The organism is Corynebacterium efficiens YS-314, from assembly GCF_000011305.1.
Taxonomy (GTDB): domain Bacteria; phylum Actinomycetota; class Actinomycetes; order Mycobacteriales; family Mycobacteriaceae; genus Corynebacterium; species Corynebacterium efficiens.
In genome coordinates, this window is sequence record NC_004369.1 from 499,934 (window position 1) to 524,840 (window position 24,907).

The following is a 24,907-nucleotide window of genomic DNA, read 5'->3' on the forward strand; positions in this document are numbered from 1 at the left end:
ACCCTGAACCCTAAGGTGTCATGAGCTCCACGATTGTCCACCTCGTCCGCCACGGCGAGGTACACAACCCCGAGAAGATCCTCTACGGTCGCATGCCCGGATACTCACTCTCCGAACGCGGACGGAAACAGGCCGCGACCACCGCAGCCTCCTTCGCCGACCACGATGTGGCCTACCTCGCAGCCTCCCCGCTCCAGCGTGTGCAGGAGACCGCCGAACCCTTCGTGGAGGTCACCGGTCTGGAACTCCACACCGATGATGACCTGCTGGAGGCCGGCAACCGCTTCGAGGGTCTGCGCACCCGGGGATGGCGTTCCCAGCTGTTCAACCCCGTGCGCTGGCAGCTGATGTACAACCCGCTGCAGCCCAGCTGGGGTGAGCACTATGTGGATATCGCCGCGCGTGTGATGAAGGCCGTCGACCGTGCCCGCGAGGCCGCCGAGGGCCGCGAGGCGATCCTGGTCAGCCACCAGCTGCCGATTGTCTGCATCCAGCGTGCTGCCCGCGGCCAGCGGCTGTGGCACAACCCGGCCAGACGCCAGTGTGATCTGGCCTCCGTCACCTCACTGGTGTTCCAGGACGACCAGATCGTGGACGTCCACTACACCGAACCAGCACAGGAGCTCTGATCAACCATGCGTGTCAGGAAAATCGCAGCCACCCTCGTCGCCATCATGCTCGGGTCCACCACCCTGGTGGCCTGCAGTGCCGAGGACACCGCGGGAACCAACGCGGTGGCTGCGGGTGGCACCTTCCAGTTCCATTCACCGGGCGGGCAGATGGACATCTTCTATGAGGAGGGTGAACGCCAACCGCTTGAGCAGATCAGCGGTGACTCCCTGATGGATGAGAACACCCGGATCAACCTCACCGACTATGAGAACCAGGTGGTTGTCCTCAATGCCTGGGGCCAGTGGTGCGCGCCGTGCCGCTCGGAATCCGATGACCTGCAGGAGATCCACGAACAGCTCCAGGCTGCCGGTGATGGTTCCACCCCGGGTGGTACCGTCCTGGGCATCAACGTCCGTGACTACTCCCGGGAGATCGCCCAGGACTTCACGGTGGACAACGGCCTGACCTTCCCGAGCATCTACGACCCACCGTTCATGACCGCCGCCCAGCTCGGTGGCGTGCCGGCCTCGGTCATCCCCACCACCATCGTCCTGGACAAACAGCACCGCCCCGCCGCGGTGTTCCTCCGTGAGATCACCGCCGATGAGATCCTCGACGTGGCCCTGCCGCTGGTTGAGGAGGCCTGAGATGGATGAGATCATTCTGGCACAGGGGATAGGCCAGCAGTTCGCCGACATCGTCGGTTCCGGCCCCCTGCTCCTGGGTATCCTCGCCGCCCTGGCCGCCGGCCTCGTCTCCTTCGCCAGCCCGTGTGTGGTGCCCCTGGTCCCCGGGTACATCTCCTACCTCGCCGGCGTGGTCGGCGGGGATGTGGAGTACACCTCCGGCGGCACGATGGTCAAAACCAAACGCCTCCAGGTGGGCACCGCGGCCCTGTTGTTCATCCTCGGGTTCACCGTGGTGTTCGTCCTGGCCACCGTCACCGTCTTCGGGGCGATCAGCATGCTCACCCTCAACGCCGAGACCCTCATGCGTGTCGGTGGTGTGATCACCATCCTCATGGGACTGGTGTTCATGGGCATGGTGCCCGCCCTGCAGCGGGACACCCGCATGGCACCGAAACGTTGGACCACCTGGGTGGGTGCCCCGCTGCTCGGCGGTGTCTTCGCCCTGGGGTGGACACCGTGCCTGGGGCCGACCCTGGCGGCAATCATCTCCGTCTCCGCCGGCACCGAGGGCATGACCGCCCTGCGTGGTGTGATCCTCATCCTCGGGTACTGCCTGGGTCTGGGCCTGCCGTTCCTGCTCATCGCCCTGGGGTCCTCGCGTGCGATCACCGGTGTGGACTGGCTGCGCAAACACTCCCGCCAGATCCAGATCTTCGGTGGTGTCATGCTCATCCTCGTCGGTGTGGCACTGCTGTCCGGATCCTGGGCCATCTTCATCAACTGGGTGCGCCAGTGGACCGTGGAGTACGGTGCCACCATCATCTGATGGTGATGGTGGAACCACCCGGGGTCGGGGTGAAGGCCCAGCCACCGGCGTCGTGAAGCACCACCCGGGCGCGCGCTCCGGCCCGCCCCGGACGCTCATGCAGATAACTGAATAACCTTTCATACCCCGTTTGAACCACAGGAAGAGAACCGGCAACGACAATGCTTAAAACCGTGAAGGTCTACGCGCGGAAATCCTGGAACTGGCTGACCAGCATGCGTACCGCACTGGCATTGCTGTTCCTGCTGGCGATCGCGGCCATCCCGGGTGCCCTGCTGCCACAGCGGTCCCTCAACGAATCCAACGTGATCGAGTACATCGAGAACAACGGGCGCCTCGCGGAGTTCTACGACCGCCTGCAGCTTTTCGACGTCTTCTCCTCCACCTGGTTCACCGCCATCTATGTGCTGCTGCTGATCTCCCTGGTCGGCTGCATCCTGCCGCGCTCCTTCGAGCACTACAAGGCGATGAAGACCCCGGTGGTCCGCGCACCGCGCAACCTCGCCCGACTGCAGCACCACGGCACCGGGGTGGTCACCAAGTCCGTCGACGAGGTGGAGGCCAAGGCCCTGCGCCTGCTCAAGGGCTGGCGGACCAACACCTTCACCGCCGAGGAGGACCGCGCCGGAGCCCGCTCGATCTCCGCGGAGAAGGGCTATATCCGTGAGTTCTTCAACCTCGTGTTCCACCTGGGTATCGTGGGCATGATCCTCACCGCCGGTCTGGGCCGGTTGTTCTACTACGAGGGCATGGTCATCGTGGTCACCGACGGTGAACAGCATTCCCAGGACTCGGTGTTCTGCAACACCGCCACCGCCAACTTCGACTCCTTCCGGGCGGGTGCCAACTTCGACGGCACCGGCCTGACCACCTTCTGTTTCGAGGCCCACGACTTCAGCGCCGATTACCTACCCAGCGGCCAGGCCGAGATGTTCCGCTCGAACATCTCCTACGCGGTCGGCGATGACATCTTCAACGATCCGGAGACCTGGACCGATTATGAGCTGCGCGTCAATCATCCCCTGCGCGTCGAGGGTGACCGTGTCTACCTCCAGGGTCACGGTTTCGCACCGACCTTCACAGTCACCTGGCCCAACGGTGAGACCCGTACCCAGACCGTGCAGTGGCGCCCGGATGACCTGACCTTCTTCCTGTCCTCCGGTGCCATGCGTTTCGACCCCCCGGCCGGCCTGTACCCGGATCTCTATGACCGCCGCCAGAACCAGCTGGCCATCCAGGGACTGTTCGCCCCGACCGCCGAGTGGGGCGGCGAGAACGATGAACTGCTCACCTCCTCCTACCCGGCGATGCGTGACCCGGCCGTGGCCATTGACATCTACCGCGGTGACAACGGTCTGGACACCGGCCGTGGCCAGCAGCTGTTCACCCTGGACCCCTCCCTGATGCACAGTGGACAGCTGCAGAAGATCGAACGTGTCAACCTCCAGGTGGGGGACACCGTCACCCTGGATGATGGTACGGAGATCACCTTCGACGGTGCCTCCGAGTTCGCCAACTACCAGGTCAGCCGCGACCCCACCCAGAACTGGGTGCTGGTGACCACGATGATCTCCCTGGGAGCCCTGGTCGGTTCCCTCACCGTGCGTCGCCGTCGCATCTGGGTGCGCATGTACCCGCAGCCCGATGGCACCACCCGCGTGGAGACCGGTGGCCTGGCCCGCACCGACCGCGCCGGCTGGGGTGCCGAGTACGAGGACTTCCACCGTGAACTGCTCGGTCTTGAGGCCCGGGACGAGGACGAGGAGGTCTACTTCGATGACACCGACCGTGACTAGCAGACAGTTGTTCCCCGACCGTAGTCAACGGGCCTGAAACAGGCCGATCACCAACCCTGCCACCGCCTGACGGAACATGATTCTCCCATTGGTTTCGCATTAGTTTCCGCCAGCGCAAGGGGGTAGGGTGTCAATAAAATCCCATGATTTCCAACGAATAGGGTGGATGAATCCATGCCGGTCAATCAGACCTATGCAACCTTCTCGGATACCGCTTTCGCCAGCGCCTTCATCATCTACGCACTGGCCCTGATCCTCTCACTGGTCTACTACGTGAAGATCCAGGGTGTCATCGACGCCCGCCGCGAGGCCTCACGGGTGAAGGAACTGGTGGGCACGGGTGCCGGGGCGACCGGTGCCGTCGGCGCCGTCGACGACCTCGACCGCGACCACTTCAACGACGACCATGATCTGCCCGGTGCGGCGGACATCAATGACGGTCTGGTGACCGATGAGGCGTTGGAGGCCCGCCAGGCCAGCGCCCGCAAACTGGCGAACATGACCCAGACCCTGGTGTGGCTGGGTGTGATCGTGCACCTGGTTTCCATCGTGCTGCGTGGTATGTCCGCGGACCGGTTCCCCTTCGGAAACCTCTACGAGTACATCCTCGTGGTCACCTTCGGCGCCATGACCGGTGCCGCCTTCCTGCTGCAGCGCCCGCAGCTGCGCGTGCTGTGGCCGTGGGTGATCACCCCGATGCTCGCCCTGCTGTTCTACGGTGGCACCGAGCTCTACGCCGATTCCGCACCGGTTGTCCCGGCTCTGCAGTCCTTCTGGTTCCCGATCCACGTGTCCACCGTCTCCATCGGTGGGTCCATCGGCATAGTCTCCGGTATCGCCTCCCTGCTGTACCTGCTACGCATGGCGCAGCCGAAGGGCCGGGAGAAGGGCTTCTTCGGTGCCGTGGCCAAGCCGCTGCCGTCAGCGAAGACCCTGGACAACCTTGCCTACAAGACCGCCATCTGGACCGTGCCGATCTTCGGTCTGGGCGTCATCCTCGGCGCCATCTGGGCGGAAGCCGCCTGGGGTCGTTTCTGGGGTTGGGACCCGAAGGAGACCGTCTCCTTCATCACCTGGATCCTCTACGCCGGTTACCTCCACGCCCGCGCCACGGTGGGCTGGCGCGATACCAGGGCCGCGTGGATCAACGTCGTCGCACTGGTCACCATGATCTTCAACCTGTTCTTCATCAACATGGTGGTCTCCGGTCTGCACTCCTACGCCGGACTGAACTAGCTCCCACGAAACCTTCGGCCCGCAGGAAGTGTCCTGCGGGCCGTTTGTTGTGCGTCGATAAGCACCGTGCTTTGCGACGCCCCACCGCCGCGGTGGGTACCGCCCCAGAGGGGGGTCTCGGTCAGGCGGCCGTCACGGCAGCGAAGATCTTGGCCACGGTGTCGGCGTTGTCCGGATGCAGGGAGTGGTAGGCCCATTTGCCCACCTGTTCGCGGGTGACCAGGCGCGCGGAGACGAGCTTCTTCATGTGGTGGGTCACCGTGGGAGCAGAGATACCCAGTGCCTGGGCGAGGGCGTTGGAACTGACCCTGCCGTCCGGGTGGGTGGTGATGAGGTAGAGGATCGACAGGCGGGTCGGGTCGGCCAGCGATTTGAAGAACATGCTGGTTTTTTCAGCATGGTGGAGGATGTCGCTGGAGAGGTGTTCTGGTGGGGAGGTCGGGTATGTCGTCTCCCGGTTGCGGCCAGCGGAGGGTGGGGGTACGGCAGAGGTCATGAAACAAATATAGATGGGGCGTGACTTAACGTGACCCTTGACCCTCCGTTTTAGGCAGGTAAGCCTAAGCTATCCTACGTTTCCGCTGGTCACTGCTTGTCGTTGGTGTCCGGAGCGCCATCCGGGGTGCCGGATTCATCCTCTGATGTGGTCCCGGAGGTCTCCCCGGGTTTCCGGTACCGCTCGCGGGCGCGCTTGAGGCGTTCCTCCTCCTCGCGCATCGCCTCTTCCTGGGCCCGGCGTTGCTTGAACCGGTTCTTCTCGATGGTCCAGAGGAATTCCTCATCATCATCCGGCCCCTTGACCTGCTTGGGTGCCTGGGCCGCTCCCACCTGCTGATTGCGCTTCCAGGTGGATGGTTTGAACGCCATCCACACCAGAACTACAGCCGCAATGATGAGCAGTATTAACAGAAGCCGTCCCACCGTTCTCCTCCTGGTTGATGTTGTTGATATCCACAATACGGAAAACACCTGTCGAAGTAACAACCGTCTGCTTCTGCGCATTCGTGAGTCCCGGCGGGGGTTGAGTAGGGTGAATGGTGTGAGTGAGCCCATCAGTATCCAGCCCCCCGAGCTCGACCAGCAGGTCCAGCGCACCGCCCGGAAGAACGTGGTCATCTACGGTGCCGCACGTATCCTCCTCGTCGTCGTTCTCACCGCCATCATCCACGGCATCGCCCTGCTGATCAGCTCCCCGGTGCCCCTGTTGATCTCAGCGATGCTGGCGCTGATCGTGGCCTTCCCGCTGTCCATGCTCATCTTCGACAAGCTGCGGATGAACGCTTCCGCAGCCCTGGCCGAATGGGATGCCCAGCGCAAGGCCCACAAGGAATGGGTGCAGCGCGAACTGGCTGACCGCTAGTCCAACACCTGCTAGCCCGACACCTGCTAGCCCAACACCTGCGCCAGGGTGAGTGCCACGGCGGTGACCACCGCCCACACCGCCATGCCCCGGCCGGTGGAACCGATGACCGGGATGAGCTCCCGTCCCACCGCACCGCGCAGCACCGGGCGGGCACCGGTGATCACCAGCGGGGCCACCAGCAACCCGGCGAGGGCAAACGGGGTGGCCACCCACCCCAGCACTAGCGACATGAGAAACGGCATGGATACCAGGACCATGTAGAGCCTGCGGGCACCCGCATCACCCAGCCGGACGGCCAGTGTGATCTTGCCGGCCTCGGCATCGGTGGGGATGTCCCGGATGTTGTTGGCCAGGTTCACACCCGCGGAGATCGCACCGACACCCACCGCGGCCGCCAGCCCGGCCCAGCTGGCCGACCCGGTCTGGGTGAATTCGGTGCCCAGCACCGCCACCAGGCCGAAGAAGATGAACACGGCCACCTCACCCAGGCCCATGTATCCGTAGGGTCGGGAACCGCCGGTGTAGAACCAGGCACCGAGGACACAGAGCACCCCGATCAGCACCAGCCACCACGCACTGGTGAGGCTGAGCACGAGCCCGGCCACACCGGCCACCCCGAAGGAGAGGAACGCCGCCCGTTTCACATGGGCGGGTTTAGCCAGCCCGGAACCGGTCAGGCGCAGTGGGCCGGTGCGGTCCTCATCCGTGCCCTTGATGCCGTCGGAGTAGTCATTGGCGTAGTTGACGCCGATGATCAGGGCCCAGGCAACCACCAGGGCCAGCAGGGCCTTCCACCACACGAAACCGTCATGGTGGGCGGCCACACCGGAACCCGCGATGACGGGGGCGAAGGCATTGGCCCACGTGCGTGGGCGAGCACCTGCCATCCACTGTGCGGGAGTGGGACGGGAATGATCAGCAGCGGTCGAAGACATGCCCCATATCTTTCCCCATCGGGGCGTGGTGGTCTAAACGCAGGTGGCGGTTCATAAACAGTCGTGTGAGCGACTTGGCGCTATTGTGTTCTGGGTAAGTAATTCTTAAGGGCGCGCGGGAATCGTTGATGGAGGTGGCACGGAGAACATGTGGATCGGATATGTGATCAGACAGGTGGCGAGTATCTTCCTCACCCTGCTGCGGATGCTGCCCCTGGCGCTGCGCAACAGATTCTCCCGGCAGACAATCCCCACCTCCGGCGAGGTGATTGTCTCCCTGACCACCCACGGCAAACGCATCAACAAGGTGCACTTCACCATCGAGTCCATAGCCCGCGGTTACCAGCAGACGCCCATCGTGCTGTGGCTGGATGGACCGGACTACCACTCGGAGTGGCCCGTCGCCGTCCAGCGTCTGGTCAACCGTGGTCTGCAGGTGAAGTGCAGCGACGGCATGTACGGTCCGCACACCAAGTACTGGAACCAGTTCCGTGAGGTCCACGGCACCGGTGTGCGGGTGGCCACCGTCGATGATGACATGATCTACCCCGAGTGGTTCCTGCAGCGTCTCCAGTTCATCGGCGATCTGCGCAACGACGCGGTGGTCGCCTACCGGGCGCACCGGATCGAGCTTCGCGACGGCCACATGCTCCCCTACGTCAAGTGGACCGCGGCGGACACCTCCGAGGCATCCTTCCTCCACTTCGCTACCGGGGTGTCGGGGGTGCTCTATCCCACCAGCTTCATCGACTACGTGGTCGCACAGGGGGACGTGTTCCTGGAGACCTGCAAGCGTGCCGACGACGTCTGGCTCCACGTCTGCGCCCTGCGCTCCGGGCACCCGGTCCGCCAGGTCTACGCCCAGCCACGACATTTCGCGGTCGTGCCCACAACCCAGGCCGGGGCGCTCGTGGTGGGCAACACCTTCCTCGGCGGCAATGATGAGCAGATCGCCAAGGTGTACACCGATGAGGACGTGGCGCGGCTGGTGGAGTTCAGCCAGGCCGAGGATTAGGGGTCAGAACAGGGCGGTGATCGCCCGGCGGTCGACCTTGCCCGGTCCGATCATGGGCAGCGCCTCCACATGCTTGAGCTGCTTGGGGAGCTGCCACCTGGGAAGATCCGCCAGTCCGCGGATCACCTCGGCGGGGGAGAGGGTGCCGGAATACGCCGCGACGATGGCCTGCCCCAGACGCTGATCCGGCACACCGAGCACACACGCACCAGTGATGCCGTCCAGGTCCATGATGGCCTTCTCCAGCACCTCCGGATGCAGTTTCAGACCACCGGAATCGATGATGGCGTCAAGACGACCCATGACGGTGAGTCGGCCGTCGACAAGCTCCCCGGTGTCCGAGGTGCGGAACCAGCCCGGTTCCGCGAAGTCCGGGTGCTTTTCGACGTTGCGATAGCCCCGCGCGATCATCGGCCCGCCCAGCTCGATGCGGGCATCACGCACCCGGATCTTCGCGCCGGGGATCGCCCGGCCGTCATAGACACAGCCCCCGGCGGTCTCCGAGGAACCGTAGGTGGTGACCACCCGGATGCCGAGCTCCGCGGCCGAATCCAGCGTGGGGCGTGAGGTGGCGGCACCACCGACCAGGATGGTGTCGAAGAGGCGGAGGGCCTCGATGCCCTCCAGGGAATCCATCGCCTTGGTCAGCTGCATCGGGGTCAGCGAGGTGTAGGTGCGGTCGCCGGTGTCCTTGAGTTCCTGAGCGGCCCGGGCGAAATCGGGGATGTCGAAACCCTCACTCAGATCCAGTGCCAGCGGTTCGACACCCGCGATGAGCGCGCGGATGAGCACCTGCATGCCGGCGATATGGTGGGCGGGCATGGCCAGCAGCCACTGCCCCTCGCCGCCGAGGTACTGGTGCGTGGCATCCGCGGAACTGACCAGATTGGCGGGGGTGAGCTGAGCACCCTTCGGGGTGCCGGTGGAACCCGAGGTGGCCATCACCAGGGCGATATCCGGATCAATCGGCTGCCCGGCGCGCTGGGAATCACGCAACGCCTGTGCGCGTGGCCGGTCGCGGGCGGGGATGGGCAGGAAGGTGCGGGTGCCGGCGATCGCATCCTCGAGGTCGCCGAGGATCGCCACGGGGTTGGTGGGGTCAATAGGCAACGGTTCGAGAATTCGGGTGTTCATGGTTGGAAAGTCTAGTGGGAACCGGGTCGGGCACCGAGACAGCGACACTTCGAGACACTGCGGGATGAAAAAGACCGGCACCCCTCCCGTGACCCGGTGGAGGGTCGGGGGAGGAGATGCCGGTGTGGGGGTGGTGCGGTTGGTGCGGTTTCCTAGGCGTTGACGAGCTCGCGTTCGGTGGTTCTCTTCTGCTCCAGGACAGCGTCGATGCTCCAGGCACCGGCGCCGGCGGCGATGAGGGCGAGCATGCCGGCACCGATGGCGCCGACCAGCTCCCAGCCACCGTTGGTGACATAGATGCCGGCGCTGACGTGTGCGGAGAGTGCGGCACCGAGCATGACCACGGCGACGACGGCGCTGACGTAGCGGGTGAAGACACCGAGGAGGATCATGATGCCTCCGATGAGTTCGATGGCACCGACGAGCGGGGCGACGACGCCGGCTGCGGGGATACCCAGGGAGGCGAAGAATCCGCTGACGCCCTCGAGGCCGGTGATCTGGAACTTGTCCCAGCCGTGGGCGATGAGGATGACACCGAGGAGGACGCGGGACAGAAGAAGCGCAAGTGGCTTGATTGTTGACATGTCAATCAAGTTAGCGTGTGAATGGTTACCGTGTCAACTATTCGGTGTGGGCTGGTCATTGAATGGCCGGTTGAAACATTGAAACCCCGCACCGGGGTGATCCGGGGCGGGGTGGATGAGTTGATGGTGACCGAGGGGGCCTTAAGCCTCGGTGCCGAAGATGTCCCAGGCGAAGTACTGGTGGATCGTCGACTTGGTCACCCACAGGATGCCCAGCACGACGGCGAAGATGATGATGCCGAAGCAGATCGCCGCGGCGGTCTTACCCAGCGGGCTGGCGTGGTGGGTGACGGCGCCGTCCGCCGTCACCACGGACGGCCCGTGGGTCAGGCGGATACCCAGTGCGAAAAGTGCGGGCAGACCGGCACCCAGCAGGATGCCCACGAGGGTGACATCAATGAGGCTGCCGAAGAGGGTGGAGAGATTCATCTAGCTGCGCTCCTCGAAGGTCGTGGCCGGGGCGTGTCCCTGGGCGATGTTGGTGCTCTTCTGCGTGTTCTTCTGTCCGTTCTTCGGTGCGGGGGCGACGCCGTTGGTGGTGTCATCCCAGTCCTCATTGACATTGTTCGGATCCACCGGGGCCTTGCGGGAATGCAGCCACATGTGGACCGACAGGGCAATGAGGATGGCGAAGGCCACGAGCACACCGAGGAGATCGGAGGAGAAGGCGCCGATACCGTGGGCGATCCACCAGCAGACGATGCCCACCAGGGCGGATGCCGGAAGGGTGATCAGCCAGGCAACAGCCATGCGGCTGGCCACCGACCAGCGCACCGACGCCCCCGTGCGGCCGATGCCGGTGCCCATGATGGAACCGGTAGCCACGTGGGTGGTGGACAGCGCCATACCGAAGTGGGAGGAGGTCAGGATGATGGCGGCCGAGGAGGTCTCCGCGGCCATGCCCTGAGGGGAGTCGATCTCCACGAGGCCCTTGCCCAGGGTGCGGATGACCCGCCATCCGCCCAGGTAGGTGCCGAAGGCGATGAAGAATGCACAGGATGCCTTCACCCAGAAGGGGATATCGGCATCCGCACCCACATGGCCGGTGGCCACCAGTGCCAGGAAGATGACACCCATGGTCTTCTGGGCGTCATTGGTGCCGTGTGCCAGGGAGACCAGGGAGGCGGAGCCGATCTGACCCCACCGGAAATAACGGTTCTTGTCCTTGTCGGCTACGGTCTTGGTCAGCGCGTAGACGGCGAAGGTGCCGATCGCGGCAACCAGGCCGGCTACCACCGGGGCGGCGAGCGCCGGCAGGATCATCTTGGCCAGGACACCTTCCCACACAACGCCACCGAAGCCGATGGATGCGATTGCTGCGCCGATGAGACCACCGAACAGGGCATGGGAGGAACTGGAGGGAATGCCCAGCAGCCAGGTCAGCAGGTTCCAGAGGATCGCGCCGATCAGTCCGGCGAACACAACCAGCAGCAACTGGTGGGAATCCCCGGGGTTGGAGAGGTTGAACTGGTCCAGATCCACGATGCCCTTGGCCACCGTGGCTGCGACCTCAACGGAGAGGAACGCACCCACGAGGTTGAGCACCGCGGACAGGGTTACAGCCACCTTGGGCTTGAGGGCGCCGGTTGCGATGGAGGTGGCCATGGCATTGCCGGTGTCGTGGAATCCATTGGTGAAGTCGAAGGCGAGCGCCGTGACAATCACGATCAGAAGAATTATCAACTCGGTCACAACTGAGAAGTATGCAGCATGACCGGTGCGATCCGGGCATCGGGAAAGCGCCCCTGAGCAGGGGATGCGTGACAACGACCAGCATCGCCAGCCCCGGATTTGGGTAAGGGGTCGTACTGGGGTGGCCAGAATTGTTGGCTCCGGCCCAGCTTTGACATGGCCTTTCGGGGGCGGGCCGGAGCGCTACCCATCCCGGGTGGCACAAACATGACGGACATTGCCTAAGAGAACCAAACAGATGAACTTTGGGTGAATTCTTCCCTTATGGGGTGGGGGAGAGGGTATCAGGAGCCAGATCAGCAGATACCTCATGAACGAAATCGTTGGTTTATAGGGCCCGGCCCCGCAAAAGCCCAGGATGCCCCTCACAAACCAACGATTTCGTTCACCACCCCGGGAAGACGTCCACGAACACCCCGCACCCCGTGACAAAAATCGTTGGTTTGTGGGGCTGACCCCGGCAAAACCCCAGGATGCCCAACACAAAACAACAGTTTTTGCCACGCCAGCCCGGAATACCCAGAGGCCCCTCTAGTAGTAGTAGGGGAACTCCGACCAGTCCGGGTCACGCTTTTCCAGGAACGACTCCTTGCCCTCCACGGCCTCGTCGGTCATGTAGGCCAGGCGGGTGGCCTCGCCGGCGAAGACCTGTTGGCCCATGAGGCCGTCGTCGGTGAGGTTGAAGGCGAATTTGAGCATGCGCTGGGCGGTGGGGGATTTGCCGTTGATCTCGCGGGCGACCTGGATGGCCTCGGCCTCCAGGGAGCCGTGGTCGGCGACGATGTTGACGGCACCCATGCGGTGCATGTCCTCTGCGGAGTAGGTGCGGCCGAGGAAGAAGATCTCGCGGGCGAATTTCTGGCCGACCATTTTGGCCAGGTAGGCGGAACCGTAGCCGGCGTCGAAGGATCCGACGTCGGCGTCGGTCTGCTTGAAGCGTGCTTCCTGGCGGGAGGCGATGGTCAGGTCGCAGACCACGTGGAGGGAGTGTCCACCGCCGGCGGCCCAGCCGTTGACCACGGCGATGACCACCTTGGGCATGGTGCGGATCAGGCGCTGCACCTCCAGGATGTGCAGGCGTCCGCCCTCGGCCTTCACCCGGTTGCGGTCGACGGTGGATTCGTCCGCCACCGTGTCGTCGGAGTCATGGGCGGTTGCGTACTGGTAGCCGGAGCGGCCGCGGATGCGCTGGTCGCCACCGGAGCAGAAGGCCCAGCCACCGTCCTTCTTGCTGGGGCCGTTGCCGGTGATGAGGATGGTGCCCACATCGGGGGTGCGGCGGGCGTGGTCGAGGGTGCGGTAGAGCTCGTCGACGGTGTGGGGTCGGAAGGCGTTGCGGACCTCGGGGCGGTCGAAGGCGATGCGGACGATGCCGTCCCGGCGGTCGGTGCCCACGTGGCGGTGGTAGGTGATGTCGGTGAGGTCATCGAAGCCGGGGACGGTGGCCCACTGGGTCGGGTCGAAGGGGTTGTCGGTGCTGTAGTTGGTCATGCATACAGCTTAGGTGGGCCCCTGCCGCCCCAACGGAGAAGGTTCAGGAGGCTTTCTCCACCCCCAGCTGCTCCGCGTGGTCGTTGATCACCCGGGCGAGGTGCAGGTCGCGTTCGCTGAGGTCATCGATGTCGTGGCTGGTCAGGGTGACGGTCACGGTGGGGTAGGTCAGTTCGATGTCGGGGTGGTGGTTGTGGGCCTCGGCGGATTCACCGATGAGGTTGACCAGGGCCAGGCCGGTGGCGAAGTCGCCGGTCTTGAAGGTGGCGGTGATGGTCTTGTCGTTGATGGTCCAGCTGAGTCCGGCGTCGCGGATCTGTTGCGGTGTCACGCGGTCTGTGGATGTCATGCCTCCATCATGCCCGCACCGATGCCGCCTGGGCGAGGGCCTAAACTGGAGCCTCATGACGCTGCCTTCCCTTTCCGAGATCCTCGAGCGCTCCCATGTGGTGTCGCTGCCCATGAATGTGAGATTCCGTGGGGTGACCACGCGTGAGGCCCTGCTCATCGACGGGCCCGCCGGGTGGGGTGAGTTCGCCCCCTTCCTGGAGTATGACGCCGTGGAGTCGAGTGCGTGGTTGGCTGCGGGCATCGAGGCGGCCTGGCAGGGGTTCCCTGAGCCGCTGCGCACCCACATCGAGGTCAACGCCACGGTCCCGGCCGTCCCCGCGCAGGAGGTTGCGGCCGTGTTGGAGAAGTTCCCGGGTTGCCGCACCGTGAAGGTGAAGGTCGCGGAGAAGGGGCAGACGCTGGCCGATGACATCGCGCGTGTGCAGGCGGTGCGTGAGGCCCGCCCCGGCGCGGTGATCCGCGTGGATGCCAACACCGGGTGGACGGTGGAGCAGGCCCTGGAGGCCGCCCAACACCTGGGGCCGCTGGATTATCTCGAGCAGCCCTGTGCGACCGTCGAGGAGTTGGCGCAGGTGCGGGCCTCGCTGCAGCGCCGTGGGATCTTCGCGCGGGTGGCGGCGGATGAGTCGATCCGTCGCTCCGATGATCCCTACCGTGTCGCCGAACTGCGGGCCGCGGATGTCGCGGTGGTCAAGGTCGCGCCCCTGGGCGGGGTGCGCCGGGTGCTGGAGGTGGCGGAGCATCTGCGGGCGCGCACCATGGACATCACGGTGGCCAGCGCCCTGGATACGGTGGTGGGCATGAACGCGGGTCTGGCCGCGGTCGCCGCGTTGCCCAAGCTTGACGACGACGACCTGATCGACGTCCCCCCAGCCGCCGCGGGCCTTGCCACCTCGCAGTTCTTCATCGAGGATGTCGCCGCCCCGCACACCATCACCGACGGGTTCATGGAGACCCGCGTGATCACCCCGGAACCGGATCGTCTGGCGGGCCTGGCCGCGCCTGCGGATCGCCGCGACTGGTGGTTTGAGCGCGTGCGGGAATCCTATTCTGTCCTGGCCGGGATCTAGACTGGTTGCCATGTCCGTCACGCCTGCACAGGAACTTGCCCGCGAAGTCATTGAAGCCCTGAGCCCGCACATCACTGACGTGGTGTTATGCCCGGGTTCGCGTAACTCACCGTTGTCGCTTGAGGTGCTCTCCCGGGAGGATCTGCGCGTCCATGTGCGTATCGACGAGCGCTCCGCCGCCTTCCTCGCCCTGGGGCTGGCGCGCGTCCAGCGCCGTCCGGTGCCGGTGATCATGACCTCCGGCACGGCGGTGTCCAACTGCCTGCCGGCGGTCACCGAGGCCGCCCACGCCCACATCCCGCTGCTGGTGGTGTCCGCGGACCGTCCCGCACACCTCATCGGCACCGGGTCGAGCCAGACCATCGACCAGACCGACATCTTCGGTGCCCTGGCACCGACCGTCACGGTCGCCGCCCCAGAGCACGTCGGACGGATCAGCCAGGCGTTGGGGAACGGGGCGTCGCAAAGCCCGCGCCACATCAACGTCGCACTCGACATGCCGCTGGTGGCACCGGACCTGCCCGAGCTTCATGGGCAGCGCGGCCCGGTGGACTGGGAGCAGCGCTGGGTGGATCACGGGGTGGTCGATGTGGATCTGTCCCGCAACACGCTCGTCATCGCCGGTGATGAGGCCTGGGAGATCGAGGAGCTCGCCGAGGTGCCCACCATCGCCGAACCCACCGCCCCGGTCGCCTACCATCCCGTGCACCCGCTGGCCGCGGAGTTCCTGCTCAAGGACCAGGTCTCCGCGGAGGGGTATGTGGTGACCACCCGCCCCGATCACATCATCGTGGTGGGGCACCCCACCCTGCACCGCGGTGTGCTCAAACTGATGACGGATCCCACCATCGAGCTGACCGTGCTGTCGCGCACCGATGTCATCACCGACCCCGGCCGCCACGCCGACCGGGTCGGATCCCGCGTGAAGGTCACCGGTGAGCAGCAGAAACAGTGGCTGAAGATCTGCGACGCCGCCTCCGACCTGGCCGCCGAGGGCGTTCGTGAGGTACTGGCGAAGGAAGAGCACGGTTTCACCGGTCTGCATGTCGCCGCCGCTGTCGCCGATGGACTGGGTACCGGGGACACGGTGTTCTGCGCCGCCTCCAACCCGATCCGTGATCTGAGCATCGTCGGCCTGCCGTTCGCCGGGGTGGATGTGCACTCCCCACGCGGCACCGCCGGCATCGACGGTTCCGTGTCCCAGGCCATCGGCACCGCCCTGGCCATCCAGGCCCGACACCCCGATGAGATCCGGGCCCCGCGCACCGTGGCGCTGCTCGGGGATCTCGCATTCATCCATGATGCCGGCGGCCTGCTCATCGGCCCCGATGAACCACGGCCCGAGAACCTCACCATTGTGGTGGCCAACGACAACGGCGGCGGCATCTTCGAGCTCCTGGAAACCGGTGCCCCCGGCCTGCGTTCCCGCTTCGAGCGGGCCTTCGGCACCCCGCACGATGTCAACATCTCCGACCTCTGCGATGCCTACGGCGTGGACTACCGACGCGCCAACACCCTCCAGGACCTGCTCATGGAACTGGAGGACACCATCGAGATCCCCGGGTTCACCGTCATTGAGGCCGTCACCGTTCGCGACACCCGTCGCGCACTGCAGCGCGAGCTCACCGCGAAGGTCCGCTAGGTGGAGTGGGGGAGAATCCGGCGTCGGGTACGCCAGGCGGTGATCGCCCTCTACATCGCCGCCATCCTGGGCTGCGCCGCCATGGTGATCGGCCCGTTCCTCAACGACCGCACCATCGCCGCCGACCCGGGCCGGGCCCTGGCGGAGGTCACCGATGTCGGCGCCCTGCGCACCACGGTGGATTTCCAGGATGAACACGGCATCTTCCACTCCCCGGCCACCGGCCTGCTCTACCCGACCGGGCTGGGGGAGGGGCAACGCGTCTGGGTCAACTACGCCACCACCGACCCCACACTGGTCAAGGTGGAGGGCCGCGAATGGACGCTGTCGATCATCCCGGCACTCAGCGTTGCAGGTGTGGCAACAGTGATTGCAGGGTTATTATGGGTGGCGGTCGGGTTCCTCGGAGGACGATCCAAGGATCCGGCCAGCCTGTGAGGGCGGGACGGTTAAGGGGGAATTCACCCTCCCTGGTCCAAGAATTAAACAAAGTTCTCGATAAAGCCATCCAGGGTTCACCGCCCCGGTGGTAAGACATGGAGATAATCAGACGCATGCGTGTAGCAATCGTTGCAGAGTCATTCCTCCCGAACGTCAACGGAGTCACCAACTCGGTTCTCCGCGTGTTGGAGTACCTGGCTGCCAACGGCCACGAGGCGCTTGTCATCGCGCCGGGTGCCCGCGAATTCGAGGAGGAGATCGGTGAATACCTCGGCTTTGAGATCGTCCGTGTGCCCACCGTCCGCGTCCCCCTCATCGATTCCCTGCCCATCGGGGTGCCGCTGCCCTCGGTGACCACCGTGCTGCGGGAGTACAACCCGGATATCATCCACCTGGCCTCCCCCTTCGTCCTCGGTGGTGCCGCCGCCTTCGCCGCCCGCCAGCTGCGCATCCCCGCGATCGCGATCTATCAGACCGATGTCGCCGGGTTCTCCCAGCGCTACCACCTGGCACCCCTGGCCGCCGCCAGCTGGGAGTGGATCCGCACGGTCCACAACACCTGCCAGCGCACGCTCGCACCCTCGTCGATGAGCATCGATGAGCTGCGTGACCACGGCGTCAATGACATCTTCCACTGGGCACGTGGCGTGGACTCCACGCGCTTCCACCCCTCCAAGCGCTGCGGGGAGCTGCGCCGCAGCTGGGACCCCACCGGGTCGAAGAAGGTCGTCGGCTTCGTCGGTCGACTCGCCTCGGAGAAGGGCGTGGAGCGGCTGGTCAGCCTGTCGGGCCGGAAGGACATCCAGCTGGTCATCGTCGGTGACGGCCCCGAGGCCAAGTACCTGCGGGAGATGATGCCCGATGCCATCTTCACCGGTGCCCTCGGCGGCGAGGACCTGGCACGCACCTACGCCTCCCTGGACCTGTTCGTCCACCCCGGCGAATTCGAGACCTTCTGCCAGGCCATCCAGGAGGCCCAGGCCTCCGGTGTGCCCACCATCGGCCCCCGTGCCGGTGGCCCCATCGACCTCATCGACGACGGCGTCAACGGACTGCTGCTGGACGTGGTGGACTTCAAGGAGAAACTGCCCGCAGCCGCCGAGTGGATCCTCGATGACTCCCGCCACCGGACCATGCGACTGGCCGCCCGCGAGGGCGTGCGCCACAAGAGCTGGGACGCGCTGTGCGAACAACTGTTCCAGCACTACACCGACGTCATCGCCCTGTCCCGCCGCGTCCCGCTGACCTTCTTCGGCCCCAACGCCGAAGTCACCCGGATGCCGCAGTGGGTGGCCCGCATGCTCGGCGTGCGCGCCGAGATACCCGTGCGTGTCGACGTCTAGGCCGGGTTAACCGGGGGAGCCCTCCGGCGTGGTCCCGCGTCGTAGGTGGCCTAGACTATGTGACGTGGCTAAGGCATCACTAGACAAGGACCCATTCGACGTCGCCTCAATGTTCGATGACGTCGGAGACAAATATGACCTCACCAACACGGTGCTGTCCTTCGGGCAGGACCGCGTGTGGCGCAGACGAACCCGGGAGCGACTGGATCTCAAACCGGGGGAGAAGGTCCTCGACCTCGCCGCCGGTACCGCGGTATCCACCGTGGAACTGGCCAAATCGGGCGCCTGGTGTGTCGCCTGCGACTTCTCCCAGGGCATGTTGGCCGCCGGTAAGCACCGCAATGTCCCCATGGTGGTCGGCGACGGCATGACACTGCCCTTCGCCGACAACAGCTTCGACGCTGTCACCATCTCCTACGGGCTGCGCAACATCCACGATTTCCGGGCCGGCCTGCGCGAGATGGCCCGCGTGACCAAACCCGGCGGACGCCTCACCGTGGCGGAGTTCTCCACCCCGGTGATCCCCGTGTTCGGCACCCTGTACAAGGAATACCTCATGCGTCTGCTGCCGAAGGTCGCACGCGTGGTCTCCTCCAACCCCGAGGCCTACATCTACCTCGCCGAATCCATCCGCGCCTGGCCCGATCAGGAGGACCTGGCCCGCGAGATCAACGCCAACGGCTGGTCCGACTGCGGATGGCAGAACCTCACCTTCGGCATCGTGGCCATGCACTCCGCCATCAAGCCGGGGAACTAGGAACTCACAGGGCTCACAGGGTTGAATTCCACAGCGGGGTGCCCCGGCGGGCCGCACTGACGGTGCTGCCCGCCAGGCGCCATCCACGGGCGAGGATGTCCTTGTCCTCCTCCGTGATGAGGTTGCCCATGAGCCGGGCCGCCGCCGGCATGGCCACCTTCTTCAACGGTCCCCGGAAGGCCAGCGGGCCCATCGCGGGCAGGAACGCCGGATAGGTCAGCAGCCTGGCCGCGGTACGCGCCAGCACGAAGGCCTCGCCGTAGTGGGTCTTCAACACATGGGGCCACAGCAGGGTGGCATCGCGCCGGGGGTGGGTGTGGATGAGCTCCACCGCGAGCTCAGCGGTTTCCAGACCGTAGTCGATGCCCTCACCGTTGAGCGGGTTCACACACGCCGCGGAATCACCGATGAGCATCCAGTTCGGGCCCGCCACATTGGAGACAGCCCCACCCATGGGCAGCATCGCCGAGGCGACATCCTGTTCCGGGCCCAACTGCCACTCCTCCCGCTGCTGGGAGGCGTAGAACCCCAGCAGTTTCTTCGTGTTGACCTTCGCCGGGCGCTGATCGGTGGACAGGGCACCGCACCCCAGGTTCACGGTGCCATCCCCCAGGGGGAAGATCCATCCGTACCCGGGTTGGACGGTGCCCTGTTCATCGCGCAGCTCCAGGTGGGAGTGGATCCATGGCTCGGTGGAGTCGGGTGAGGTGCAGTAGGAGCGCGCGGCGATGCCGTAGACCTCCCCGCGGTGCCAGATCCGGCCCAGCTTCTTGCCGAAGGTGGAGCGAACCCCGTCCGCCACGATCACATGCCTGGCAGTCACGGTGCGCCGCTGGCCGTTGTGGTTGACCTCCACCGCAGACAGGCGTGAGCCGGTTAACACCGGGGTCTCCGCGGTGGCGTTCTCCCAGGTGGTTACCTCGGGATGTGATCTGGCCAGCTCGAAGAGGAGATTGTCGAAACTCGCCCGGGTCATCGCCGAGCCACGGGTGCCGAACGCGGATTCGGGCCAGGGGGCCTCCACCGACCCGCCGAAACCGTGCAGTTTGAGGCCCCTGTTGGAATAGGTGGAGGTCACCTGCTCCGCGCCCCCGAGCTTCTCCAGCTGGTGCACGGCGCGTGGGGTGAGACCATCCCCGCAGGTCTTGTCGCGGGGGAAGGAGGAGGCGTCGATAAGCAACGTCGACAGGCCCCGCCGGGCGGCGTACACCGCCGCAGCCGACCCCGAGGGCCCACCACCGACCACGAGAACATCGACGGACGGGGAGACAGGGGAGGACACACCGGAAGATACAGACACGCATTCCATTGTCGCAGGGGGCAGCGGGTGAAAGCCACCCCAGGGTGCTTTAGGTCCCTGCTGTCGACTACGGTTAAACGGAAAGCTATAACGTCCATTTTCTGGTATCCCCGGGTTGTCTACCGGCGGGAACCACACACGATCACCAAAGGTAGCGATGAATGAGTAGCGGCCGAACCGTTCCAACCCGTTCCCACGGGCTCGGAAAAGAAGGTGCGTCAGGAAACAACGCATCTCAGGTCGAGTTTGGTGACCCGGCGCTCACCGCCAGGATCGACAACGCCATGCAGCAGGTCGAGGACCGCCTGCTGAAGGAACTGTCCATCGGGGAGGACTTCCTCGTGGACAAGGTCACCCACCTCGCCCGGGCCGGCGGCAAACGCTTCCGCCCCATGTTCGCACTGCTGGCCTCCGAGTTCGGTGCCAAACCACTCAGCGACAACGTGATCAAGGCCGCTGTGGTCGTGGAAATCACCCACCTGGCCACCCTTTACCACGACGACGTGATGGACGAGGCCACCATGCGTCGCGGGGTCCCCAGCGCCAACTCCCGGTGGGACAACTCCGTAGCCATCCTCGCCGGCGACATCCTCCTCGCCCACGCCTCCCGGATCATGAGCCAACTCGGCATGGAAACCGTCGCCCACTTCGCCGAGACCTTCGGTGAACTGGTCACCGGCCAGATGCGTGAGACGGTCGGCGCCCGCGGCGGTGATCCCGTCGACCACTACATGAAGGTCATCCGCGAGAAGACCGCCGTGCTCATCGCCTCCGCCGGCTTCCTCGGCTCCATGCATGCCGACGCCACCCCGGAACACGTCGATGCCCTCAAGAAATTCGGTGCGGCCGTGGGCATGATCTTCCAGATCGTCGACGACATCATCGACATCTTCTCCGAGACCGCCGAATCCGGCAAGACCCCCGGCACCGACCTCCGCGAAGGCGTGTTCACCCTGCCCGTGCTCTACGCCATGCGTGAACAGACCGAGGTGGGTGCCCAGCTGCGTGAGATCCTCACCGGACCCATCGAGGACGACGACACCGTCGACCGCGCCCTGGAGCTGCTCGCCCAGTCCGGTGGTCGCCGCGAGGCGCTTGCCGACGTCCACCACTACATGGCCATCGCCAACGCCGAACTCGACCGCCTGCCCGACAACTCCGTCAAGGACGCCCTGCGCAACCTCGCGATCTTCACGGTGCAGCGCGTCGGCTAGTTCTGGCCGGTCTAGTTCTGGCCGGTCTGGGCGACTCAGGGCGACCCCGGTTTACCCGCCATGACCTGCCGATTTGCCTTAATGCCCACTGTTCATAGTAAAGTGTGTAGCGCACCAAGCAGTGCATGCCAGATTGCCCGAGCGGCCAATGGGAGCGGACTGTAAATCCGTCGGCTTGCGCCTACGTAGGTTCGAATCCTACATCTGGCACAGACAACACCCACCGAAGTTACTTCGGTGGGTGTTTTTTGCATTCCCGTGGTGGGGCGGATTCTAGGGGCGGTTGGCAAAAGCCGTTGTTTTGTGACGGGCGTCCTGGGGTTTTGCCCGCGCCGGCCCCACAAACCAACGGTTTTTGTCACGGGTGGGACCGCTGGTGCCTGGCCCGCCGGGGCCGGGTGAACGATTTCGTTGGTTTGTGAAACCGGTCCTGGGGTTTTGCGGGGCCACCGCCGACAAACCAACCAAAACGTTCACAGAAGGGCCTCTGGGACGACATCCAGGTCCTTGCGGGGCGTTCCCTGCAGAGTGAGGCACCCGTGAGCGACGCCGGGGCCGGGGTTGGGCACGGACGCCGGTCCAGCAGGCTTGGAATGGGGCCTCGAGAGGGATGAACAGGCCACTTTGCTGGGTGTGCGGATCATTGTGTGTTTTAAGCGCATTTCAGGGCGTTCAAAAACATGCCCTCACCTGCGGATTTGTGTTGTGTGAACGATTCGGGTTAATGTACTTAAGGCTTCAACGGAGCGGGGCAAAACAAAAGCCTCCGAATCCTTGAGAAGCTGATGCCCCCTTAGCTCAGTCGGCAGAGCGTTTCCATGGTAAGGAAAAGGTCAACAGTTCGATTCTGTTAGGGGGCTCAATTGTTTTTCTCCAGCTGCACCCAATCGGTTCATCGTGGGGATGAGCAATAATGGCGGTGTAGCTCAGTGGTAGAGCAAGCGACTCATAATCGCTGTGTCGCGAGTTCAATTCTCGCCATCGCTACTGCGAAAACACGGCCCCACACGGTCTCATTTCAGTGATCTCCGCGTGGGTGTCATTTCGCTAAAACCCGGATATCTCCAGTTTTACCGGTCATGTTACATCCGTAACCGGATATTTCTGGTAGTGTTATCCGTGCTGCAGAACACTGTGGCGCATAGGGGCGTAGCTCAATTGGCAGAGCAACGGTCTCCAAAACCGTAGGTTGCAGGTTCAAGTCCTGTCGCCCCTGCAAGATTTTTACAACCTGAGGAGTGCCTTGAGCGACGATCAGAACACCGGTGCAAGTGAAACTTCGCGTCCCACTGGTAAGCGTCAGCTGTCGGGTGTCTCCACCGCCTCCTATGAGGCGAAGCGCGCTCCCGCCGTCGCAGCCTCGGCTTCAGCCAAGGATGCGACCTATGGTGGGGGCGTTGTCAGTTTCCTGCCCGAGGTGGTTACCGAGATCCGCAAGGTGATCTGGCCGACCGCACGCCAGATGGTCACCTACACCATCGTGGTCCTGGTGTTCCTGATCATTCTCACCGCTCTGGTGTCGGGTGTGGATTTCATCGCAGGCCTCGGAGTTGAGAAGGCACTTACTCCCTAGGTAAGGTTGTCACCACAGTCTTTAACATCCCGCTGGTTCCGGTAAGGAACCGGCGGGATGATTCTTTATCCCAACCCCCGGTCCGTGCTGGGTCGGTGAATGTCAACGGGGTGTCCGGGCAGTAGCATGGACCCCAGGAGCGTTACCCAGCGCCTGCGCTGCCCGACGGTATCTCGGCAGTGGGGTCGGGAATTGTGAAACATACATGTTTGGAGAACACGCAAGATGAGCGAAGAGAACAACAACGAGTTCGCTGAGGAATTCGCTGTGGAGGAGCAGTCCGTCCAGGACGCCGACCTCGAGATCGGTGAGACCTTCGACGAGGCCGCCCCGGAGGGTGAGGCTTTCGCCGAGGCGCCTGCTGAGGAGTCCGAGGTTGCCACGGATGATGTGGCGCAGGCAGCTGCAGCGCTGGGTGATACCGGTGAGCAGGACGCCGACGCGGAGTACCGTGCGCGTCTGCGTCAGTTCACCCGTGACCTGAAGAAGCAGCCGGGCTCCTGGTACATCATCCAGTGCTACTCCGGTTATGAGAACAAGGTGAAGGCCAACCTGGATATGCGTGCCCAGACCCTTGAGGTCGAGGAGGACATCTACGAGGTTGTCGTCCCCATCGAGCAGGTCACCGAGATCCGTGACGGCAAGCGCAAGCTGGTCAAGCGTAAGCTCCTGCCGGGTTATGTCCTGGTCCGCATGGAGATGAACGACCGTGTGTGGTCGGTTGTGCGTGACACCCCGGGTGTCACCAGCTTCGTGGGCAACGAGGGCAACGCCACCGCCGTCAAGCACCGCGATGTGGCCAAGTTCCTCATGCCGCAGGAGTCCGCTGTGGTTGCCGGCGAGGCAGCCCCGACCACCGCCGAGGGCGAGCAGGTTGTGGCCATGCCCACCGATTCCGCCGCGCAGCAGGTCACCGTGGACTTCCAGGTCGGCGAGGCGGTCACCATCCTCACCGGTGCGTTCGCGTCCGTGTCCGCGACGATCTCCTCCATCGATGTGGAGAACCAGAAGCTTGAGGCCCTGGTGTCCATCTTCGGTCGTGAGACCCCGGTTGATCTGAAGTTCGATCAGGTCGAGAAGATCAGCTAACCTCTTTTCACCGCACACCCCCTGGGACCTGTCCCAGGGGGTGTCGACGTTGTACGGGTGCGCCCGCCGGGGAGCTTGACGACGGGGGACAGTGGCGGCGTCGACAAGCACCCGAAAGGTGCTTTTGGTGTGCAGGGTGCAGGGGTGTAAAGTGGACAACCGCATGTTTTCCGACATGTATTCATACGTTCATCCCCGGTGGCCCGGTTACGTGACGATCCAATGAATGCCTCAGAGCAGGCCTGTTGGTAGCGGCACCGAGCATCCGGACGGCAGCGCCCATGGGGTTTCATCGTCCCAGGCGCGAGCCGGTAACAAGGAAGCAGGTCAAACGATGGCTCCCAAGAAGAAGAAGGTCACAGGCCTCATCAAGCTGCAGATCCAGGCAGGACAGGCCAACCCGGCTCCCCCGGTCGGCCCCGCACTGGGTGCCCATGGTGTCAACATCATGGAATTCTGCAAGGCCTACAACGCCGCCACCGAGAACCAGCGCGGCAACGTGGTCCCTGTTGAGATCACCGTCTACGAGGATCGCTCCTTCGATTTCAAGCTGAAGACCCCACCGGCAGCCAAGCTGCTGCTGAAGGCCGCCGGCCTGCAGAAGGGCTCCGGCGTTCCTCACACCAACAAGGTCGGCAAGGTCACCATGGACCAGATCCGTGAGATCGCCGAGACCAAGAAGGAAGACCTCAACGCACGCGACATCGACGCCGCTGCGAAGATCATCGCCGGCACCGCCCGCTCCATGGGCATCACCGTCGAGGGTTAATTCCGAGGGTTGATTCCTCAACCCGCATCCCACCCGGTAAAAGGG

The 24,907-nt window shown here is 64.4% G+C and carries 26 protein-coding genes and 4 tRNA genes; 20 read left to right on the forward strand and 10 right to left on the reverse strand.

Translation table 11 applies throughout. The features are described from left to right. Positions 1–20 precede the first annotated feature (20 nt). From CE_RS02480 to ccsB, 5 genes are all read left to right on the forward strand, one after another. Positions 21–629, forward strand: coding sequence for a histidine phosphatase family protein (locus tag CE_RS02480; protein WP_006770303.1), 609 nt, complete (start codon positions 21–23; stop codon positions 627–629). A 6-nt stretch (positions 630–635) separates the two neighbouring features. After that, complete coding sequence (locus tag CE_RS02485) at positions 636–1,259, forward strand: TlpA family protein disulfide reductase (protein WP_006770302.1); 624 nt, start codon at positions 636–638, stop codon at positions 1,257–1,259. A gap of 1 nt (position 1,260) precedes the next feature. Next, positions 1,261–2,067, forward strand: coding sequence for a cytochrome c biogenesis CcdA family protein (locus tag CE_RS02490; protein WP_006770301.1), 807 nt, complete (start codon positions 1,261–1,263; stop codon positions 2,065–2,067). Positions 2,068–2,228: 161 nt separating this feature from the next. Further along, entirely contained in the window at positions 2,229–3,863 is a 1,635-nt protein-coding gene (locus CE_RS02495) for a cytochrome c biogenesis protein ResB (protein WP_006770299.1), read from the forward strand. A 174-nt stretch (positions 3,864–4,037) separates the two neighbouring features. Further along, positions 4,038–5,099 (forward strand): c-type cytochrome biogenesis protein CcsB, encoded by a 1,062-nt coding sequence (gene ccsB / locus CE_RS02500; protein ID WP_006770298.1) that lies wholly within the window; start codon positions 4,038–4,040, stop codon positions 5,097–5,099. A gap of 121 nt (positions 5,100–5,220) precedes the next feature. Here ccsB and CE_RS02505 read toward each other — a convergent pair whose 3' ends face one another. Both CE_RS02505 and CE_RS02510 read right to left on the reverse strand, forming a co-directional pair. Further along, a complete protein-coding gene (locus tag CE_RS02505; RefSeq protein WP_011074997.1) occupies positions 5,221–5,595 on the reverse strand; it encodes an ArsR/SmtB family transcription factor in 375 nt (124 codons plus the stop codon). Positions 5,596–5,684: 89 nt separating this feature from the next. After that, positions 5,685–6,020 carry a hypothetical protein gene (locus CE_RS02510; RefSeq protein WP_035110023.1) on the reverse strand — a complete coding sequence of 112 codons (336 nt, stop codon included), beginning with the start codon at positions 6,018–6,020 and terminating at the stop codon, positions 5,685–5,687. A gap of 118 nt (positions 6,021–6,138) precedes the next feature. Here CE_RS02510 and CE_RS02515 point away from each other — a divergent pair, with 118 nt between their 5' ends. After that, positions 6,139–6,459, forward strand: a complete 321-nt coding sequence (locus tag CE_RS02515; RefSeq protein WP_231295174.1) for a DUF4229 domain-containing protein — start codon at positions 6,139–6,141, stop codon at positions 6,457–6,459. A 26-nt stretch (positions 6,460–6,485) separates the two neighbouring features. On the opposite strand, the gene CE_RS02520 is transcribed toward CE_RS02515, so the two are convergent. Then, positions 6,486–7,397, reverse strand: coding sequence for a 1,4-dihydroxy-2-naphthoate polyprenyltransferase (locus CE_RS02520; protein ID WP_011075000.1), 912 nt, complete (start codon positions 7,395–7,397; stop codon positions 6,486–6,488). A 148-nt stretch (positions 7,398–7,545) separates the two neighbouring features. On the opposite strand from CE_RS02520, the gene CE_RS02525 reads away from it, so the two are divergent. Further along, entirely contained in the window at positions 7,546–8,412 is an 867-nt protein-coding gene (locus CE_RS02525) for a hypothetical protein (protein ID WP_006770293.1), read from the forward strand. Positions 8,413–8,415: 3 nt separating this feature from the next. Here the strand turns inward: CE_RS02525 and menE are convergent, their stop codons facing one another. The 6 genes from menE to CE_RS02555 form a co-directional block, all read right to left on the reverse strand. After that, positions 8,416–9,546: an o-succinylbenzoate--CoA ligase gene (gene menE, locus CE_RS02530; protein WP_006770292.1), complete on the reverse strand. Its 1,131-nt coding sequence runs from the start codon at positions 9,544–9,546 to the stop codon at positions 8,416–8,418. 152 nt (positions 9,547–9,698) lie between these two features. Continuing rightward, positions 9,699–10,130, reverse strand: coding sequence for a DoxX family protein (locus tag CE_RS02535; protein ID WP_006770291.1), 432 nt, complete (start codon positions 10,128–10,130; stop codon positions 9,699–9,701). A 141-nt stretch (positions 10,131–10,271) separates the two neighbouring features. Continuing rightward, positions 10,272–10,559, reverse strand: a complete 288-nt coding sequence (locus CE_RS02540; protein ID WP_011075003.1) for a hypothetical protein — start codon at positions 10,557–10,559, stop codon at positions 10,272–10,274. Beyond that, positions 10,560–11,822, reverse strand: a complete 1,263-nt coding sequence (locus CE_RS02545) for an inorganic phosphate transporter (protein ID WP_006770288.1) — start codon at positions 11,820–11,822, stop codon at positions 10,560–10,562. It lies immediately after the preceding gene. A 531-nt stretch (positions 11,823–12,353) separates the two neighbouring features. Continuing rightward, positions 12,354–13,313, reverse strand: a complete 960-nt coding sequence (locus CE_RS02550) for a 1,4-dihydroxy-2-naphthoyl-CoA synthase (protein ID WP_006770287.1) — start codon at positions 13,311–13,313, stop codon at positions 12,354–12,356. Between the two features lie 43 nt (positions 13,314–13,356). Then, a complete protein-coding gene (locus tag CE_RS02555; protein ID WP_006770286.1) occupies positions 13,357–13,662 on the reverse strand; it encodes a 4a-hydroxytetrahydrobiopterin dehydratase in 306 nt (101 codons plus the stop codon). 55 nt (positions 13,663–13,717) lie between these two features. Here CE_RS02555 and CE_RS02560 point away from each other — a divergent pair, with 55 nt between their 5' ends. The 5 genes from CE_RS02560 to CE_RS02580 all read left to right on the forward strand — a co-directional run bounded on the left by CE_RS02560 (position 13,718) and on the right by CE_RS02580 (position 18,917). Then, the gene (locus CE_RS02560; RefSeq protein ID WP_006770285.1) at positions 13,718–14,734 is read left to right on the forward strand and encodes an o-succinylbenzoate synthase; all 1,017 of its coding nucleotides are present in this window, start codon (positions 13,718–13,720) and stop codon (positions 14,732–14,734) included. Between the two features lie 10 nt (positions 14,735–14,744). Next, complete coding sequence (menD, locus tag CE_RS02565; RefSeq protein WP_006770284.1) at positions 14,745–16,376, forward strand: 2-succinyl-5-enolpyruvyl-6-hydroxy-3-cyclohexene-1-carboxylic-acid synthase; 1,632 nt, start codon at positions 14,745–14,747, stop codon at positions 16,374–16,376. After that, positions 16,377–16,814 (forward strand): DUF3592 domain-containing protein, encoded by a 438-nt coding sequence (locus CE_RS02570; protein ID WP_006770283.1) that lies wholly within the window; start codon positions 16,377–16,379, stop codon positions 16,812–16,814. Between the two features lie 116 nt (positions 16,815–16,930). After that, entirely contained in the window at positions 16,931–18,160 is a 1,230-nt protein-coding gene (locus tag CE_RS02575) for a glycosyltransferase family 4 protein (protein WP_143758404.1), read from the forward strand. Positions 18,161–18,224: 64 nt separating this feature from the next. After that, positions 18,225–18,917: a demethylmenaquinone methyltransferase gene (locus CE_RS02580; protein WP_011075007.1), complete on the forward strand. Its 693-nt coding sequence runs from the start codon at positions 18,225–18,227 to the stop codon at positions 18,915–18,917. 13 nt (positions 18,918–18,930) lie between these two features. Here the strand turns inward: CE_RS02580 and CE_RS02585 are convergent, their stop codons facing one another. Beyond that, positions 18,931–20,226, reverse strand: a complete 1,296-nt coding sequence (locus CE_RS02585; RefSeq protein WP_143758405.1) for a geranylgeranyl reductase family protein — start codon at positions 20,224–20,226, stop codon at positions 18,931–18,933. 152 nt (positions 20,227–20,378) lie between these two features. Between CE_RS02585 and CE_RS02590 the strand changes: the two genes are divergently transcribed. The 8 genes from CE_RS02590 (at position 20,379) to rplK (ending at position 24,862) form a co-directional block, all read left to right on the forward strand. Next, positions 20,379–21,431: a polyprenyl synthetase family protein gene (locus CE_RS02590; RefSeq protein WP_006770279.1), complete on the forward strand. Its 1,053-nt coding sequence runs from the start codon at positions 20,379–20,381 to the stop codon at positions 21,429–21,431. 127 nt (positions 21,432–21,558) lie between these two features. After that, a tRNA-Tyr gene (locus CE_RS02595) sits at positions 21,559–21,641 on the forward strand. 577 nt (positions 21,642–22,218) lie between these two features. Then, a tRNA-Thr gene (locus CE_RS02600) sits at positions 22,219–22,291 on the forward strand. Positions 22,292–22,346: 55 nt separating this feature from the next. Further along, positions 22,347–22,418 (forward strand) — tRNA-Met (locus tag CE_RS02605). A 156-nt stretch (positions 22,419–22,574) separates the two neighbouring features. After that, positions 22,575–22,647: transfer RNA gene (locus CE_RS02610), tRNA-Trp, on the forward strand. 27 nt (positions 22,648–22,674) lie between these two features. Further along, entirely contained in the window at positions 22,675–23,004 is a 330-nt protein-coding gene (gene secE, locus CE_RS02615; RefSeq protein WP_006770278.1) for a preprotein translocase subunit SecE, read from the forward strand. A gap of 225 nt (positions 23,005–23,229) precedes the next feature. Then, positions 23,230–24,093 carry a transcription termination/antitermination protein NusG gene (gene nusG, locus CE_RS02620; protein ID WP_006770277.1) on the forward strand — a complete coding sequence of 288 codons (864 nt, stop codon included), beginning with the start codon at positions 23,230–23,232 and terminating at the stop codon, positions 24,091–24,093. Positions 24,094–24,427: 334 nt separating this feature from the next. Further along, a complete protein-coding gene (rplK, locus tag CE_RS02625; protein ID WP_006770276.1) occupies positions 24,428–24,862 on the forward strand; it encodes a 50S ribosomal protein L11 in 435 nt (144 codons plus the stop codon). Positions 24,863–24,907: the final 45 nt, after the last annotated feature.

What these genes read in the sequence shown, in the direction of transcription:
- CE_RS02480 (WP_006770303.1), top strand. Translation starts at nt 21, where the DNA reads ATGAGCTCCACGATTGTCCACCTCGTCCGCCACGGCGAGGTACACAAC.
- CE_RS02485 (WP_006770302.1), top strand. Translation starts at nt 636, where the DNA reads ATGCGTGTCAGGAAAATCGCAGCCACCCTCGTCGCCATCATGCTCGGG.
- CE_RS02490 (WP_006770301.1), top strand. Translation starts at nt 1,261, where the DNA reads ATGGATGAGATCATTCTGGCACAGGGGATAGGCCAGCAGTTCGCCGAC.
- CE_RS02495 (WP_006770299.1), top strand. Translation starts at nt 2,229, where the DNA reads ATGCTTAAAACCGTGAAGGTCTACGCGCGGAAATCCTGGAACTGGCTG.
- ccsB (WP_006770298.1), top strand. Translation starts at nt 4,038, where the DNA reads ATGCCGGTCAATCAGACCTATGCAACCTTCTCGGATACCGCTTTCGCC.
- CE_RS02505 (WP_011074997.1), bottom strand. Translation starts at nt 5,595, where the DNA reads ATGACCTCTGCCGTACCCCCACCCTCCGCTGGCCGCAACCGGGAGACG.
- CE_RS02520 (WP_011075000.1), bottom strand. Translation starts at nt 7,397, where the DNA reads ATGTCTTCGACCGCTGCTGATCATTCCCGTCCCACTCCCGCACAGTGG.
- CE_RS02525 (WP_006770293.1), top strand. Translation starts at nt 7,546, where the DNA reads ATGTGGATCGGATATGTGATCAGACAGGTGGCGAGTATCTTCCTCACC.
- menE (WP_006770292.1), bottom strand. Translation starts at nt 9,546, where the DNA reads ATGAACACCCGAATTCTCGAACCGTTGCCTATTGACCCCACCAACCCC.
- CE_RS02535 (WP_006770291.1), bottom strand. Translation starts at nt 10,130, where the DNA reads ATGTCAACAATCAAGCCACTTGCGCTTCTTCTGTCCCGCGTCCTCCTC.
- CE_RS02540 (WP_011075003.1), bottom strand. Translation starts at nt 10,559, where the DNA reads ATGAATCTCTCCACCCTCTTCGGCAGCCTCATTGATGTCACCCTCGTG.
- CE_RS02550 (WP_006770287.1), bottom strand. Translation starts at nt 13,313, where the DNA reads ATGACCAACTACAGCACCGACAACCCCTTCGACCCGACCCAGTGGGCC.
- CE_RS02555 (WP_006770286.1), bottom strand. Translation starts at nt 13,662, where the DNA reads ATGACATCCACAGACCGCGTGACACCGCAACAGATCCGCGACGCCGGA.
- CE_RS02560 (WP_006770285.1), top strand. Translation starts at nt 13,718, where the DNA reads ATGACGCTGCCTTCCCTTTCCGAGATCCTCGAGCGCTCCCATGTGGTG.
- menD (WP_006770284.1), top strand. Translation starts at nt 14,745, where the DNA reads ATGTCCGTCACGCCTGCACAGGAACTTGCCCGCGAAGTCATTGAAGCC.
- CE_RS02575 (WP_143758404.1), top strand. Translation starts at nt 16,931, where the DNA reads ATGCGTGTAGCAATCGTTGCAGAGTCATTCCTCCCGAACGTCAACGGA.
- CE_RS02585 (WP_143758405.1), bottom strand. Translation starts at nt 20,226, where the DNA reads ATGGAATGCGTGTCTGTATCTTCCGGTGTGTCCTCCCCTGTCTCCCCG.
- CE_RS02590 (WP_006770279.1), top strand. Translation starts at nt 20,379, where the DNA reads ATGAGTAGCGGCCGAACCGTTCCAACCCGTTCCCACGGGCTCGGAAAA.
- nusG (WP_006770277.1), top strand. Translation starts at nt 23,230, where the DNA reads ATGAGCGAAGAGAACAACAACGAGTTCGCTGAGGAATTCGCTGTGGAG.
- rplK (WP_006770276.1), top strand. Translation starts at nt 24,428, where the DNA reads ATGGCTCCCAAGAAGAAGAAGGTCACAGGCCTCATCAAGCTGCAGATC.